At 34.6% G+C, this 15,362-nt stretch carries 17 protein-coding genes; 8 read left to right on the top strand and 9 right to left on the bottom strand.

The window, feature by feature from the left end; translation table 11 throughout:
• Window positions 1-19: 19 nt before the first annotated feature.
• Window positions 20-475, bottom strand: coding sequence for a 30S ribosomal protein S15 (locus tag PLI06_07185; protein ID HOI77375.1), 456 nt, complete (start codon window positions 473-475; stop codon window positions 20-22).
• Window positions 476-1,033, bottom strand: coding sequence for an XTP/dITP diphosphatase (locus PLI06_07190; protein ID HOI77376.1), 558 nt, complete (start codon window positions 1,031-1,033; stop codon window positions 476-478).
• A 49-nt stretch (window positions 1,034-1,082) separates the two neighbouring features.
• Between PLI06_07190 and PLI06_07195 the strand changes: the two genes are divergently transcribed.
• Window positions 1,083-2,012 carry a hypothetical protein gene (locus tag PLI06_07195; protein HOI77377.1) on the top strand — a complete coding sequence of 310 codons (930 nt, stop codon included), beginning with the start codon at window positions 1,083-1,085 and terminating at the stop codon, window positions 2,010-2,012.
• On the opposite strand, the gene PLI06_07200 is transcribed toward PLI06_07195, so the two are convergent.
• Both PLI06_07200 and PLI06_07205 read right to left on the bottom strand, forming a co-directional pair.
• Window positions 2,009-3,364, bottom strand: coding sequence for a hypothetical protein (locus PLI06_07200; GenBank protein HOI77378.1), 1,356 nt, complete (start codon window positions 3,362-3,364; stop codon window positions 2,009-2,011). The two genes, PLI06_07195 and PLI06_07200, sit on opposite strands and share 4 nt — an antisense overlap.
• Window positions 3,288-4,745, bottom strand: a complete 1,458-nt coding sequence (locus PLI06_07205; protein HOI77379.1) for an STT3 domain-containing protein — start codon at window positions 4,743-4,745, stop codon at window positions 3,288-3,290. Before PLI06_07205 ends, PLI06_07200 begins: the two co-directional genes overlap by 77 nt.
• A 58-nt stretch (window positions 4,746-4,803) precedes the next feature.
• Between PLI06_07205 and PLI06_07210 the strand changes: the two genes are divergently transcribed.
• The gene (locus PLI06_07210; protein HOI77380.1) at window positions 4,804-6,129 is read left to right on the top strand and encodes a cyclic 2,3-diphosphoglycerate synthase; all 1,326 of its coding nucleotides are present in this window, start codon (window positions 4,804-4,806) and stop codon (window positions 6,127-6,129) included.
• On the opposite strand, the gene PLI06_07215 is transcribed toward PLI06_07210, so the two are convergent.
• The 3 genes from PLI06_07215 to PLI06_07225 form a co-directional block, all read right to left on the bottom strand.
• Window positions 6,126-6,479, bottom strand: coding sequence for a carboxymuconolactone decarboxylase family protein (locus PLI06_07215; GenBank protein HOI77381.1), 354 nt, complete (start codon window positions 6,477-6,479; stop codon window positions 6,126-6,128). The two genes, PLI06_07210 and PLI06_07215, sit on opposite strands and share 4 nt — an antisense overlap.
• Complete coding sequence (locus PLI06_07220; protein ID HOI77382.1) at window positions 6,469-6,828, bottom strand: carboxymuconolactone decarboxylase family protein; 360 nt, start codon at window positions 6,826-6,828, stop codon at window positions 6,469-6,471. Before PLI06_07220 ends, PLI06_07215 begins: the two co-directional genes overlap by 11 nt.
• A gap of 191 nt (window positions 6,829-7,019) precedes the next feature.
• Window positions 7,020-7,268: a hypothetical protein gene (locus PLI06_07225; GenBank protein ID HOI77383.1), complete on the bottom strand. Its 249-nt coding sequence runs from the start codon at window positions 7,266-7,268 to the stop codon at window positions 7,020-7,022.
• A gap of 109 nt (window positions 7,269-7,377) precedes the next feature.
• On the opposite strand from PLI06_07225, the gene tsaA reads away from it, so the two are divergent.
• The gene (gene tsaA / locus PLI06_07230; protein HOI77384.1) at window positions 7,378-7,821 is read left to right on the top strand and encodes a tRNA (N6-threonylcarbamoyladenosine(37)-N6)-methyltransferase TrmO; all 444 of its coding nucleotides are present in this window, start codon (window positions 7,378-7,380) and stop codon (window positions 7,819-7,821) included.
• A 74-nt stretch (window positions 7,822-7,895) separates the two neighbouring features.
• Entirely contained in the window at window positions 7,896-8,090 is a 195-nt protein-coding gene (locus tag PLI06_07235) for a hypothetical protein (protein ID HOI77385.1), read from the top strand.
• A 24-nt stretch (window positions 8,091-8,114) separates the two neighbouring features.
• Here the strand turns inward: PLI06_07235 and PLI06_07240 are convergent, their stop codons facing one another.
• Window positions 8,115-10,886, bottom strand: coding sequence for a cation-transporting P-type ATPase (locus PLI06_07240; GenBank protein HOI77386.1), 2,772 nt, complete (start codon window positions 10,884-10,886; stop codon window positions 8,115-8,117).
• A 149-nt stretch (window positions 10,887-11,035) separates the two neighbouring features.
• Between PLI06_07240 and PLI06_07245 the strand changes: the two genes are divergently transcribed.
• The 4 genes from PLI06_07245 (at window position 11,036) to PLI06_07260 (ending at window position 14,618) form a co-directional block, all read left to right on the top strand.
• On the top strand, window positions 11,036-11,305 hold the full coding sequence (locus PLI06_07245; GenBank protein ID HOI77387.1) for a hypothetical protein: 270 nt from the start codon (window positions 11,036-11,038) through the stop codon (window positions 11,303-11,305).
• A 66-nt stretch (window positions 11,306-11,371) separates the two neighbouring features.
• Window positions 11,372-12,451 carry a pyruvate dehydrogenase (acetyl-transferring) E1 component subunit alpha gene (gene pdhA / locus PLI06_07250; GenBank protein ID HOI77388.1) on the top strand — a complete coding sequence of 360 codons (1,080 nt, stop codon included), beginning with the start codon at window positions 11,372-11,374 and terminating at the stop codon, window positions 12,449-12,451.
• 5 nt (window positions 12,452-12,456) lie between these two features.
• The gene (locus PLI06_07255; GenBank protein HOI77389.1) at window positions 12,457-13,425 is read left to right on the top strand and encodes an alpha-ketoacid dehydrogenase subunit beta; all 969 of its coding nucleotides are present in this window, start codon (window positions 12,457-12,459) and stop codon (window positions 13,423-13,425) included.
• The gene (locus PLI06_07260; protein ID HOI77390.1) at window positions 13,419-14,618 is read left to right on the top strand and encodes a dihydrolipoamide acetyltransferase family protein; all 1,200 of its coding nucleotides are present in this window, start codon (window positions 13,419-13,421) and stop codon (window positions 14,616-14,618) included. The genes PLI06_07255 and PLI06_07260 overlap by 7 nt, the downstream gene beginning before the upstream one ends.
• Here PLI06_07260 and PLI06_07265 read toward each other — a convergent pair.
• Window positions 14,605-15,345, bottom strand: a complete 741-nt coding sequence (locus tag PLI06_07265; GenBank protein HOI77391.1) for a biotin/lipoate A/B protein ligase family protein — start codon at window positions 15,343-15,345, stop codon at window positions 14,605-14,607. The genes PLI06_07260 and PLI06_07265 overlap by 14 nt on opposite strands.
• Between the last annotated feature and the right edge of the window lie 17 nt (window positions 15,346-15,362).

Genomic DNA, 15,362 nt, shown 5'->3' on the forward strand with positions numbered 1-15,362 from the left:
AAATAGAATAAAAATAAATTTATCTTACAATAAGCTGAGCCTTTTCTGGATGGTATCTCCAATCTTTTGGAATTCTACCCTTCTCAGTATAGTATTTTCCAAGTCGTCTAATCTTTGACTCAATAAGATTCAATCCTCTTGTTGAGTGAAGATCGTTTGGATTAAGCTCAAGATGCTTCCTTAAGTTGACGGCTCTAGATATAAGATTGAAAAGGTCTTCTGGGTATTCACTTTGGAGATTATTTTCCTTTAATATTTCGTTAATACTCTTCCCAGCGATAAGTTTTACATCAGGAATTCCATGTTGGTCTCTTAATATAATTCCTACCATGCTAGGTCCATGACCTTCTTTTGACATAGTTAATACTAAATCAACAACCTCTTCTGGCCTTTTTTCAACCCAATGTGGCATCGATGTTCTTGCCGGTTTTTTTGAACCGGATTTTCCTCTTTTTCTCGAATGCATTCTTGCCATTTACTCAACTCCAGTTTCAAGGTATTTTGCCATTATCTCAAGAGCTTTGCCCCTATGAGAGAAAGCGTTTTTCTCCGTAGTAGTCATCTCTCCAAATGTCTTCAAGTTTTCTTCAGGGGCGAATATTGGGTCATATCCAAATCCCTCGTAACCTCTTATTTCATTTGTGATAGTGCCTCTTGAAATACCTTCAAATAAATGGGGGCCATCTTTGTATAGTCCCACTACTGATTTGAAATAAGCACTTCTATTCTTTACACCTGATAGAAGTTTCAAGATACCATCGTTCCCGATTGTATCTTGGACATACCTTGAGTACGGTCCAGGAAAGCTGTTTAGTTCTTCTACGAACAGTCCCGAGTCTTCTAAAAAGAAGGGACTTTTAAGCCTTTCGCTGCAAAAATTAATCCCGAATAAGGCTATTTCTTTAAGATCCGAAGCTTGAATCTCCGGATATTCCATCTTTGTTTGGATTAACTCAATATTGAGGCATCTCAGTTTATCTTTAGCTTCTTTGAATTTTCCTTTATTTCCAGTAATAAAATATAGTTCTTCCATATACCTACAAACAATAACCCTTATAAAAAAATTTCTCAAAAAAACTTTAATGCAACGGTCTAAGAAGGAAAGCGATTCGCAGAAGCTTAAGATGATGGTCATAGGAATCGGAGATGCGAGCTTTAAGATAATAGAGACTAAACCCCAAAATTTAGATCTTAGAACATTAGCGATAGGATATGACAAGGAGCAATTAAAATTCTTAAAAACAGAGAAGAAATTCTTTGTCAATGATACATTAAAAAATAAAATAGATTCATCTGAAAGCATTCAAGGCATATCAAAAGTAGTCTCAAAAATAGAGGAAGAGTTCCGTGGATTTTTTAGTATAGCAAATATTGTATTTGTTTTAACTGATCTAGCAGATACAAATATCAAATTGGCATCAATTCTTTTAAAATTGGCAAATGATAGTAAAGCAATCCCCATACCTGTGATAATGGCAGATGACATATTGAGCGATGGTAAGGAGAATTCAAAAGCGAAGTTTTCAGAATTGAAGTTATATTCAAATTCTTTTATTATACGAGAGGACGAACAACGAACAATATTTTCTCGAGGCTATTCTCCTTTTTGGGAAAAAATCGAGGGATTGTACCTTTCCCTTGCACTACCAAGTCTAGTCAATATCGATTTTGCCGATTTTAGGACTGTAATAAATAAGGGCGGAGCTTGCTACATTGGAGTTGGAGAAGGGAAAGGGGATAAAAAGACTATAAATTCTTACGAACGGGCATTGAAATCAAAGTTTGATTTAGAATTAGATGATGTCAAAGGTGCACTTATTAATATCATAGGGAGCAAAGATCTGGCTCTAAAAGAGTCCACAAATGTAACTGGACACATAGAAGAAAGGATACATAAAAATGCTGAGATAATATGGGGCGTTTCGCTCACCGATAACTCACCAGACATCTTGAAGGTTGTTATTGTTTTAACTGGAGTTAAATATCCGGAATTGGAAGATTATCTATCTTAATTTATATCTATTGCAGGTGCGTTGGGCCTATCTTCTGGAATTGTAGGAACTAAAATTTTTTGATCCATAAGTAATCTTACAACATCATCTAGTATCTTTCCCTTTTCTTCGATTTTAGACTCAGTTGCTTCAGTTAAAGGTAAATCAGGGTCAATATATATCCATCCCTTATTCCTAATGCCAAACTGGTCATAAAGGAAGTTTATATCTGAGATATTAGTTTTATCTCCATAAAAGTCGATTACAGCTTCAAACGGATAGTATTTATCTGCTCCATAATGCTTGTAAACGTAGGGGCCAATAATAATTCCTATAATTATATCATATTCTCCATCTTTTTTATAATCATAAAGAACGCACTCTTTGTAAAAGTCAGTGGTAATGGGATACTCTCCAGTATTTCTGTACTCCTTCTCAAAATTAGAGAAGTTTCTCCATACTTGTGCATCATAATTGTATATTTTTTTTGCTTCAAATCCATTTTGTTTATCGAAATTCCAATATTCTTCACTTAAACTACCTGAGATGTATCGACTCCACTTGTCTATCACACCATCTTTCCCCTCATCAATATAGAAGGATTTTTCAAATGGATTCTGCATAATGAGTGTTATATTGGTGTTAGTCATGTTATATTCAAAATCAGATTGTGCAACATTGTCGACTAAAAATTTATTTTTATCAAATATTTTTAAAAACAAATCAGCTAGATTGATGGCATCAGTAGAGGGCTGTGGGAATTTGATTTGCATGAAGTCTGAAACTGTAGGAGGTAGTTTTTTCAAGTAACTGTTGTACAATTCTAGTCTCTCTTTTGATTGGGCCTGCGTAGTTATAACGCTTAGAATTATTTCATTTAGAGTTGTTTTTGAAAAACTATCTTTGGAAATAAGATTGTTTAATATTACAATATTTTGATCTTCAGGGAACCCTCTATATTTTAGATAATTTCTGCAATAATCAAGATTTTCAGGTGTTTTTAGGTCAGATACAAGGTCCCTCTCTGTCAAGGGATCAATAATTAACATATTGAAATCAAAATATCTTCTCGAACCTTTAAATGCAAGATCAACATAATAAATATCCTCGATCCTCTTAATTTTTCCCTCGTTAATCTTCAGGTTTATATAGGCCTCTCCAACAATACCCTTTGCTTTCTCGAACTCATCTATTGTAAGTTTGGCTTCAAATTCGTCTAAATCTGTTTTTTGAGTAGTACAACCTACAGAGAATATTGAGATTATAAGTATGGCCAGAGTAGAGTATGTTAAAACTTTATTTATAATTAACACCCCAGAATATGTACAGAGAGGTTTTACCTGTGCTGTATAACTTATCAATTGAGGAAGCATTTAAATAGTTTTCACTATTTTTGAACTCTACACCCTCTCTTGGTCCAAGATAGGCATATTTTATTTTATATGTATCTATGGCCGAATAATTTCCTGAATAAAAGGCTTTTATATCTTGGCTTCTTTTGACATAATCCCAACTCCCAGAAGAGTATCCCCCCTCAACTGTTTTCAACTCTGAAACTTTTCCAAGAATCGGCGAATTAAACCAAGAAGAAGCAACTGTGAAATTATCTTGAATTGAATTTTCATTTAGATAAGAAAAGGCCGAATATTCCTCGCCCCCTAACATGGGCTTGACTTTTGAAACGTATTCTGCGGCAGGGAAAGAAGAGATAATCATAATGCCAATAATCGTTGCAAGAACAGCTTCCTTTCTTTTATCTTTGACAAATTCAAATATGGCAAAAGAAGCATAAAAAGCAATAGGATAAGCCAAAAATTCTATGAATCTGAATGGGAGAAGGTCTAGGCTTGTTATGTAATTTCTTGAAAGTAAAAAAGCCACTGCGCCCCATGAAAATAACATCAGGTCTTCTTCCCTTTTTCGGAGTATTAGGAATATTGCACCAGGTAAAGCTAAGGCCATTGTTATGTATCCAAGTTTTACAGGATAAAACGATAGCTTGAATATACCTCCGTATGGGATGTTTGATGCGACGCCATGGGTTAAAAGCTGGATAATCCAAGGAAATGATAAAATAATTGTTATTAGAGTAAATATGAAAAAATTCTGGAGTTTAATTTCTCGCTTGAGTAAATACAAAAGAAATGTGAATAAAATAATTGATAGAAAAAATACTATGAATGAAAGTCCATGCGTATAAAAAACGGCCGACGATAAAAATCCTGAAGCGTATAGGTATTTCCTCTCTTTTAGCCCTAAGAGGTATGTAAGAAAACTTAAAGGGATTAATGCCAAGGCAAGCGATTGTGGTGAGGCGATTATCCCTCTATCAAGGGATACAGGTATGACGAGTACAAAAAATGATGATAGGAGCCCTACCCCTTTTCCATAAAATTTGTTTATTAGTAGAAATGTTGAAATCGCTGATAATGGGAACAATATGGCTGGCATTATCCTTGCAACATCCATAATGGAGAGCCCTCCAAAATTTAATATTTTATATAATCCCCATAAGAGAATATGGAAAAGAGGAGGGTAAGTGTGGATTCTTCCTTCTGGGCCAAAAGATACTGGATCAAAAGTAAAATATCCATTAGAAAAGTTTTCTACTATCCGCATGTGGTACCATATATCCCATGAAAGAGGATAAGGAAATCTGCCGTAAAGTGGATAAGTTTCACATACTGCAAGTATAACTATAAGAACTATGGGGATAAGAAAATATTTTATATTTTTTATTTCCGGCAATGCCATTAACAAATTAAATAGACATCTTTTTATATAGTTTAGCGTATAAAAAAGAGGAGATAAAATGAAGAAAAAAGTAATTATTATGGGCGCAGCCGGTAGAGATTTTCATGACTTTAATACTTATTTTAGAGATAATCCAAAATATGAAGTTGTTTGCTTTACTGCAACACAAATACCAGATATAGAGGATCGTGTTTATCCAAAAGAGCTTGCTGGTTCTTTATATCCAAATGGAATACCAATATATTCTGAGAGTCGATTGAGAGAATTGATTAAAAGATATAACGTGGATAAAGTATTTCTTTCTTACAGTGATATCTCCCACAATTATGTGATGGACAAGGCATCTGTTGTTCTTTCAAGTTGTGCAGATTTTTCTATTCTTGGTCCAAAGTCTGTAATGCTAATATCAAAAAAACCAGTCATAAGCATATGTGCAGTAAGGACTGGAAGCGGCAAGAGTCCAACAACAAGAAAGATTAGGGACATATTGAAAAGTATGGGATTGAAAGTTGTTGTTGCCAGGCACCCAATGCCTTATGGGAATCTCTTAAAAAGTGCAGTTCAAAGATTTGAAACATATGATGATTTAGATAAAGCAGATTGTACGATTGAAGAGCGAGAAGAGTATGAGCCCCATATTGAAAATGGTACAGTTGTATTTGCTGGTGTTGATTATGAAAGAATATTGAGGGAAGCTGAAAAAGAGGCAGATGTTATTCTATGGGATGGAGGAAACAATGATCTTCCATTCTTCAAACCTGATTTGCACATTGTTATTGCTGATCCATTGAGGGCTGGTCAAGAACTTACATACCATCCTGGGGAGGCGAATGCAATGATGGCCGATGTAATTATTATTAACAAAGTTGATTCTGCCACACGTGATCAAGTAGAAACTATAAAGAGAAATATTCAAAAAATTAATCCCACTGCAACGATAATCGAAGCAAATTCTCCAGTTTTTGTTGAAGATCCAAAACTAATAGATGGTAAAAAAGTTCTTGTTGTTGAAGATGGACCTACACTCACTCATGGAAATATGAGTTTTGGTGCTGGAACAGTCGCTGCAAATAAATTTAATTCTCAAGAAATAGTAGACCCACGACCTTGGGCAGTAAGTACAATAAAAGAAATATTTGACAATTTTAAACAACTTGGAAAAGTATTGCCTGCAATGGGATACAGCAGAGAGCAGGTAGAAGAGCTTGAAACAACAATAAACAATGTTCCTTGTGATACTGTAATCGTTGGAACTCCTATAGACATAGGTAAGCTCATGAAACTAAATAAACCACTGGTAAGGGTGAAGTATTCTATAGAAGAAGTCGGAAAACCTGATTTAACAGATATCCTAAAATCATTTAAGAAAGAAAGAGGGATTTAATCTTCCATTTTATCAATGACTTTCCTGTATTCTCTTAAAGACATACCGAGAGCAGAGGATTCAGAGATCAGGGCACTTATTTCGATAACATTGAATAATTCATCAACTGTTGCACCGGCACTTATTGCATTTCTTATATGAACATCAAGACAAAACGGAGTCTTTAATGCAGTAGCAGCAGCCACAGCAACTAGTTCTGCAGTCTTTGTATCCAATGCGCTTCCGCCCATAAGATGAATGACTCTTTTTGTTCTTGGAACAAAGTATTCTTCGTCTCTTGATATCTCTTGCGTAATGAACGGAATTTCTCCATATTTTTCCTTAATCTTTCTTAGTAATTCATCTTTCATTTTCTATCTCCTTTAATTTTCTAAGCCCCATTGCAAGTGCTGAAGATTCACCCATTAAGGAAGCTATTAAAATGACTTGAAATATCTCTTCTTCACTTGCTCCAAAATTTAGAGCTTGTTTAATATGAAATGCAAGGCAATGGTTGCCATTATGCCCAACAGCACCGGCTATTGCAAAGAGTTCAGTTTCTTTTGACGAGAAAACCTTGTTTGATCCCATAAGATAAAAAAGTTTTTGTACTGAAGTAATGAAATCTTTTTCGTCTTTTGATATCTCTTTTAGAATAAAAGGAACCTCTCCATAGAACTCCTCTATCTTCTTTAGAGTTTTCTCAACGTTTAATGTCATAAGAGCACCGTTAGAAGGTCAAAAATAAATATCTTTAAATATTTTTGGGGCCATAATTTTTCAAAGGAAATAATGCCATATTGAATTCATTTCTAACTATGGGAAAATAAAATTAATGGTCCAAAGACCCTTTTATCGATCAAATAACTAGATAATAATTTTTATTATATAAATAAGAGAATACAGGAAAGTTAATCCTCGGATGATTCTAATAGTCTGTCAAGTTCTCCATAGAATCCCATTTTTCGGGGCCCATACATGAGCCTTTTGAAAAGATCCATGTCATTTCCTTCCATAATTATTGTTATAACTCCCGATACCCCATCCTTTGCATCTTTTTCTGAAATAACAAACTGAAGACTACTAACATCTGTTTTCCAGGAATATATTTCATATACGCGCTCTATATTTTCTTTATCTAGTTTTATTATGGCTTTCATAAATGTTAATGTAATTCTTTTTTTAAAAACATTCTTCTTTTAATTTAATAGTTACATAAATGATTCCTGTGGAGAAAATAAATATATATCTCTTCTGAAAAAGCAATGTATGGAAGAAATAATATTAAAACCCATAGGAATGGTTCATTCTCCTTTTAAAGAGCCTGTTGGAGTACCAAAATATCCAACAGATGGAAAGGATCATAATGGAACTATCGAAATATTTCCAGAATACAGAGACGGTTTAAAAGATCTTGATGGATTTTCTCATATATTGGTGCTTTTTTATTTTCATAAATCAGAATATTCTCACCTTATTGTTAAACCTTATCTTGATGACCACTTAAGGGGCGTATTTGCCACAAGATCCCCTCACAGGCCAAACTTTATTGGATTATCTCTTGTTGAGTTATTGAAAATAGAAGACAGGATATTATCAATAAGAGGTATAGACATGATTGAAGGAACGCCTGTTTTAGACATCAAACCTTATATTCCCGAGTTTGACCCAATTGAAGATGTAAGAATTGGTTGGCTTGAGAGAAAAATATAATACTTAAAACGGCTGGCCAAGCCATCCATCAAAAAAGATTTATAGTATCTAGTATAATATTATTGGGTGAAAATATGAAATTCTGTCCCGATTATGCTAAAATTGATTCTAAAACTCTCGACAAGATAAAAACATTGGAGAATGAAATTGGGGTAATACTATTGGCATACGAAAAGCCTCCTGCCTATGCTAAAATCCCTGATAGAGATGTTGTCAAGTTAAAAGAAGTTGAAAGGTCAATGGGAGTAACACTTGTAGCATTTTCTTAACGTAGAAAATTTATTTTTATTTTTCTAATTATTACCTAACTTTTTTCGTTTAAATTCTAATCTTTTTACAAACTTTAACAATTCAAATACGATTAGGTATATCCCAGCAGAAATGAAGACATAAATCCAATCTAATATAGTTATACTTTCAAAAGATAATAAATTACTAATCACAGGAACATATATCGCTGTGAGTACTAAACCCATTGAAGCAGCTATTGAACCTAACAATAACTTATTGGAAAAGAAGTTCCTATTAAAAATAGATGTATACCAATATCTTCTTTCTAATATGTTAACAAACTGACAATAAACAATGATACAGTAACTTATTGTACTTGCTTTAAAGTAGAAAATACTACCAAGATTCTCCATTGTTAGTATAACTCCTTCTCTGTTCATAAATAAAAAGAAATTCATAAAAGCTAAGGCCCCTATCAAGACTCCCAAGAATATAACTTCCATGCCGGACCTTTTATGGAATATAGGCTTATTAGGATCTCGGGGGGGTTTAGTCATAATATCTGGATCTGCAGGGTCAAAAGTAAGAAAGGCCAGAGGCATTATCTCCCCAAGAAGATCTATTGCAAGTATTTGCACAGCAAGTATTGGTATTGGATAATCCCAAAGAGCGGCTGCTAAAAGACCTAGTAAAACTAATGCCAATTGGCCACCGTTTGTAGTCATAGTTGCGAAAAATGTTTTTCTTAGATTATTGTAAATAGTTCGGCCTCCTTTTATCGCATCAACTAATGTGGCAAAGTTATCGTCAAGTAATACAACATCTGACGCCTCTTTAGTGACTTCAGTGCCTTTTAGACCCATTGCAACCCCTATATGCGCTCTCTTTAGTGCGGGCGCATCATTAACCCCGTCTCCTGTAACAGCAACAATTTCTCCTAAATTTTCTAATATTTTGACAACTCTAACTTTATCTTCTGGATCTACTCTTGAAAAAATAATTGACCACTTCCCTTTAATAAACTCAATTAATTTTTTATCGTTCAATTCTTTCAATTCTTTTCCAGTTATAATCGGGGTTTCATCGTCTTCAGAAAGACCTATCTCTTTTCCTATAGCCTCAGCAGTAAGCGCATGGTCTCCTGTTAAAATAAAGATTTTTATATGGGCTTTTTTTGCATCAGATATTGCTTGTTTGACCCCTTCTTTTGGTGGATCCATCATTGATACAAGTCCCAGAAAAGTAACGTCTTTTTCGGCTTCTTCAGCTAGGCATTCTCCTTTATACTCTAATGACTTGTAGCCTACAGCTAGAACTCTCATTGAATTCTCAGCGTAAAGTTCATTTACCTTTTTTATGTTGGAAATGTGTTCTTCTGTCAATGGTATGTCATTACCATCGAGGTGGATGTATTTACTTATAGAGAGAATACTTCCAACTGATCCTTTAACATACAATACATGACCTGATTCTTCTTTTCTTATAGATCCCATCCTCTTTCTTTCTGAAGTAAAAGAAAATTCTTGTATTTCAGGAAATGCTTTATCATAATCCTTGCAATCAATACCTGTTTTAGTTGCTGCAGTAATAAGTGCAGCTTCAGTTGGATCACCAATAGGATACCATTCATTGTGTTCTTTGTCAGGTGGATGTATCTCTGCATTAGAAGCTGCAGATCCTGCTCTAAGGATTTTTTTTATCCCTTCTATATCTTCTTTAGCAGGGGAGTTGCCTTCATCATCTAAAATTCCTCCTTCTGGTTGGTAACCAAGGCCAGACATCTTATATTCCTTACCATTGAACCAGATCGACCTTACCGTCATTTCATTTTTTGTAAGCGTGCCTGTTTTATCGGTACAGATGACCGTCGTTGAACCAAGTGTTTCTACTGCGGGCAAAGATTTTACCACTACTTTTCTATTTGCAAGATAGTTGCTGCCATTTGACAGCGCTACTGTTACTTGGGCAGGCAAGGCCTGTGGTACAACTGACATTGCAACGCCTAGTGCATATACCAAGCTTATATAAATGGAGAATTCCTGCAATAATCCCAAAATGAAAAGACCAATAGAAATGACGATAGCAATAATAGTCAATTCTCGTGCCAGTATCCGAAGTTCTTTCTGTAAAGGAGTTTGAACAACGCTAGTTTCTTCAGTTAAACTTGCAATTTTTCCTGTTTCAGTTTTCATTCCTGTTGCAACGATAACGCCTATTGCGTTCCCTGACGCTACAGTAGTACCTGAATAGGCCATATTTTTTCTATCGGCAATTCCTACTTCATCTATGATGAGCTCATCATTCTTTGTTTGAGGAAGAGATTCACCCGTCAGCGCGAATTCATTTGTGTTGAAATCAGAGCATTGGATAATCCTTATGTCTGCCGGAACTTTATCTCCTTCTTCTAATTTGATAATATCTCCCGGTACAAGTTCCACTTGAGAAACTTCCACCAAAACTCCATCACGGATAACTTTTGCACGGGATTTAACAAAGCTCTTCAATTTTTCTATTATTTTATTTGCCTTATATTCCTGGATAAATCCTATTATTGCGTTTACAATAACTATAATAAAGATGATTATTCCATTTTTATAACTACCAATCAAAATTGAGAGTAGCCCCCCAACGATTAAGATTAATACGAATAATTCTCTGAACTGAGATAAAAGTAATAACCACAAAGGAATTTTAATCTTTGCTTCCAGTTCGTTGTTCCCATATTGGGTTAATCGTTTCTTAACTTCTTTTGGACTTAAACCTTTTTCTTGAGAAGTGGATAATTCAGAAAATATTTCTTCAGGTGTCTTATGGTAATAATCATTGTTTGACATTTTTTCAGCTAAAATAATTTAGATAATTTATTATTTAAATATAACTTATTTCGACATATCATATGCATCATTCTATTCTTAATTATACAAAAACTATTTAATATCAAATGTCCTCTATTATGTTGTTTGCCGGGGGTGTGTAAATTACTTTGGAATCAGATTTAATGGAATTTTATGGTGCGGAGTGCCCGACCTGTAAGGAAATAGAAAAACATTTACAAAGATTGCAAGAAGAGGAAGGAATTGAAGTAACACGATTTGAGGTATGGCACAATGCAATAAATCAATCTATAATGATGAAATATGCAAAATCAAGGTGCATGGGAGTGCCTTTTTTATTTAATAAAAAAAATGAAAGTTTTCTCTGTGGCTTAAATGATTACGATGCAATTAAAAAATGGGCTAAGGGTGAAAAATAATAATAATATAAAAGATTGAGAGGTGCTTGAATTATAATTGAAGATAATAATCACTTAAAAGAAAAAATGTTTCAAATAATAGATAGTAATGGGAAGCTTGTAGGATTAGATCCAAATTTAGATGAAAAACTTTTGAAAGAGATGTACTGGTGGATGGTATACGCGAGAATGGCAGACGACAAAGCTTTGAAACTTCAACGACAGGGTAGAATTGGCACATTTCCCCCAACAACAGGACAGGAAGCAACACAAGTTGGCAGTGGCTTAGCAACAGACAAAGAAGATTGGATATTTCCAGCTTTTCGAGAACTTGGAACTTATTTATTAAGAGGAATACCCCTAGAGAAGATGTTTCTTTACTTCATGGGAGATGTGAGGGGTAATATAATCCCTGAGAATGTTAGAAATTTACCTATGTATGTACCAGTGAGTACACAGATTCCTCAAGCCGTAGGTGCTGCGTATGGGATGAAATTGTCTAATAAAAAAAATGCAGTAGTATGTTTTTTTGGCGATGGAGCTACATCAAAAGGAGATTTCAGTGAAGGATTGAATTTTGCAGGGATATTCAATACCCCAAATGTATTCATCTGCCAGAATAATCAATGGGCAATAAGTGTTCCAAGAAAGAAACAGACTGCATCAAAAACTATTGCACAAAAAGCTATTGCATATGGATTCCCGGGAATACTTGTAGATGGAAACGATGTTTTAGCCATGTACCTTGCTACAAAAGAAGCTCTCGAAAGGGCAAAAAGTGGGAACGGGCCTACACTTATAGAAGCATATACTTACAGACTAAGAATGCATACAACAGCAGACGATCCAACAAGATATAGAACAGATGAAGAACTTAAAGAATGGGAACAAAGAGATCCGATAACTAGATTTAGGATATATCTTGAATCTTTAGGTATATGGTCAAAGGAATGGCAAAAAGAACTAGAAACTAAAGCTGAAGATATGATAAAAAAAGCTATTGAAAAAGCCGAAAATATCGAAGAATTAAAGCCTGAAGACCTGTTTAGTTATATGTATTCAGAGATGAATCCCTCTTTGACCGAACAACTTGATTATCTAAAAAAAATGCTAGCTACCAAGGAGATTGAAGAAAATTCTGAGAAAATTGAGGGGGGATTCCCATAAGTCAAATGAACATGGTCGAAGCAATTAACAATGCTTTGCACAATGAAATGAAAAGCGATGACAAAGTATTGATTATCGGAGAAGACGTAGGTAAGGACGGAGGAGTCTTCAGAGTAACTGATGAATTAATCCAAGAATTTGGGGAAGATAGAGTAATAGATAGCCCTTTAGCTGAATCAGGAATAATAGGATTTGCGATAGGTCTTGCGCTTTATGGATTTAAACCGATTGCAGAAATTCAATTTATGGGGTTTTTGTGGTCTTGTCTAGATCAACTTTCGTCTCATGCATCAAGAATTAGAAATAGAACATGGGGAAGATACACAGTTCCTTTAGTTGTAAGAGCTCCATATGGTGGGGGGGTTCGAGCCTTAGAGCACCATGCTGAGAGTTTTGAAAGTATTCTTGCGCATATTCCAGGTCTAAAAGTAGTAATCCCTTCAAATCCCTACGATGCAAAAGGGCTTTTGATTTCTTCAATAAGAGATCCAGATCCAGTTGTATTTTTAGAGCCAAAAAGAATCTATAGGGGCTTCAAAGAAGAAGTTCCGGAGGAAGCATATATAGAAGAGATAGGCAAAGCCAAAGTGTTAGTAGAAGGAGATGATTTAACATTAGTCGGATGGGGTTCTATGATTCCAAAGATCCTTAAGGCAAGAGAGTTAATGCTTGAAAAAGGAATAAAGGCAGAAGTTATTGATATAAGATCTATCTCACCATATGACTACCATACAGTTCATAAATCTGTTGAGAAAACTGGAAGAATCGTAGTTGTGCAAGAAGCTCCTCGAACATTAGGATTTGCATCAGAAATTATTTCAAGAATAAACGATAATGAAATGTTAAATCTAAAAGCGCCTGCTTTTAGAGTTACAGGTTTTGACGTGCCTTTCCCGTATTATAAAATGGAAGAGTGGGCAATGCCAGACCTTGATAGAATTATAAAAGCTTCCAGGCAGGTCTTAAAATGGTAACAGAATTCAAATTCCCAGATGTCGGAGAAGGCATTAAAGACGGAACTGTAAAAAAATGGCTTGTAAAAGAAGGAGATTATGTAAAAGAAGATCAAATACTGGGAAACATTGAAACTGATAAAGCAGTAGTTGAAATCCCTTCTCCTGTAGCAGGTAAGATACTAAAGGTAAACATATCTGAAGGAAATATAGTTAAAGTTGGAGAATCGATGATTGTTATTGGTGAAGAAGGAGAAAAAGTTCCTGAATCAGATAAAAAGCCATCAAGTTTCAAAGAAGAAAAGAAAGCAACTAAATCAGAAGAAGCTATCCCTACTCAAACTGGAATTAAAATACAAGCTCCACCTTGGATTAGAAAACTAGCAACAGAAAAGGGAGTTGATTTGTCTCTTGTTGTCCCAACAGGAGAAAACGGGAGAATTACCGAGCAAGACATACTTAATTCAGTTAAATCTGAATCAAAGATTAAAGTTAAACTTAATTATGATTTTTACGGACATATTGAGCATATTCCTTTTGGAGGTGTAAGAGAAGTAATTGCTAATAGGCTATCTGAATCTCTGTACACAGCGCCACATGCAGTAGCAATGGATGAAGCAGACGTAACAGAGTTATGGAATCTAAGGAAAGGCATGAATGAAAAAATGCAAGAAAGGGGGATAAAACTAACATTTCTGCCATTCATAATAAGGGCGTTGACGCATGCTCTTAAAAAACATCCTTTGATAAACTCCGAACTTGATTTAGAGAATAAAGACATAATCCTAAAGAAATACTACAGTATAGGAGTTGCTGTTGATACAAATGACGGACTTAAGGTATTAGTCATCAAAAAATGTGAAGATAAGAACTTGATGCAAATACAAAAAGAAATTGTTGAGCTTTCTGAAAAAGCAAGAGAAGGTACAATAGATCTTGCTGATCTCAAAGGAAGCACTTTCTCTATAACAAACTATGGGTCAATAGGAGGTATGTATGGCATGCCTATTATAAATCCACCAGAAGCTGCTATTTTAGGAATAGGAAAAATTAAAGAATTGCCGAGAGTTATTGATGGACAAATAGTTGCAAGAAGGGTAATGGGTTTAACTGTTTCTTTTGACCATAGAATTCTTGACGGAGCAGAAGTTGCAAGATTTATTAATACTTTGACTCAGTATCTTGAGAATCCTTGGATGATTATCCTTGAGTAAAGGTCCATTCATTCTTTTTATATTTTTTTTCAATTAATTCTTCTGCCATCTTCATTTCATCTGGGGTCCAATTACTAACTTCAAATTTCTTATCATTTAGAAAGGCATTTTTTATTTTAGTATATGCATCAAAATATGAGATATCTTTGTGATTTTTTATGCAGGTTATTGGTCTGTAAATAGATTTTGTGCCCCCACTAGCGCCTGTTGTATGAACTGTTAAATATGAGAAAATATCGCTTTCATCGACCTCGTATAGAATTGTTCCATGTTGCATCGAAACATCAATCTTATTTAATTTACAGTTACCCGATATTTTTTTTCCATTTACGTTAATATTGCTTTGAGATTCAATATATGAGTTGATTCCAATATCTTTTAACCCCTCTATAATCCAAGAAAAAATATGAGTGTATGATATTCCGATATCTTTTGGAATTACAGTATATGGTGCAATGACGCTGTATACAATTTCTCCTGGCGAATTAAATACTGCCCCACCACCAGATAGTCTACGTAGCATAAGTATTTTTTCTGTATTGCATTTATCAATGTTAACTTCATCTTGAAGAGTCTGAAAACGACCTATAGATACAGCTTTTTTGTTCCATCGCCAGAATCTAATTATAGGATTATTTGTTCTTTGCACATATTCAAGACCCACTTCTTCTAAAGCAATTGCCATAAGAGGATCTAATTCTTTAAGTTCTATGAATCTCCAAATCATTAAATCCCATATCTAAT

The organism is Methanofastidiosum sp. (assembly GCA_035362715.1).
In the GTDB taxonomy this organism is placed as follows: Archaea; Methanobacteriota_B; Thermococci; order Methanofastidiosales; family Methanofastidiosaceae; genus Methanofastidiosum.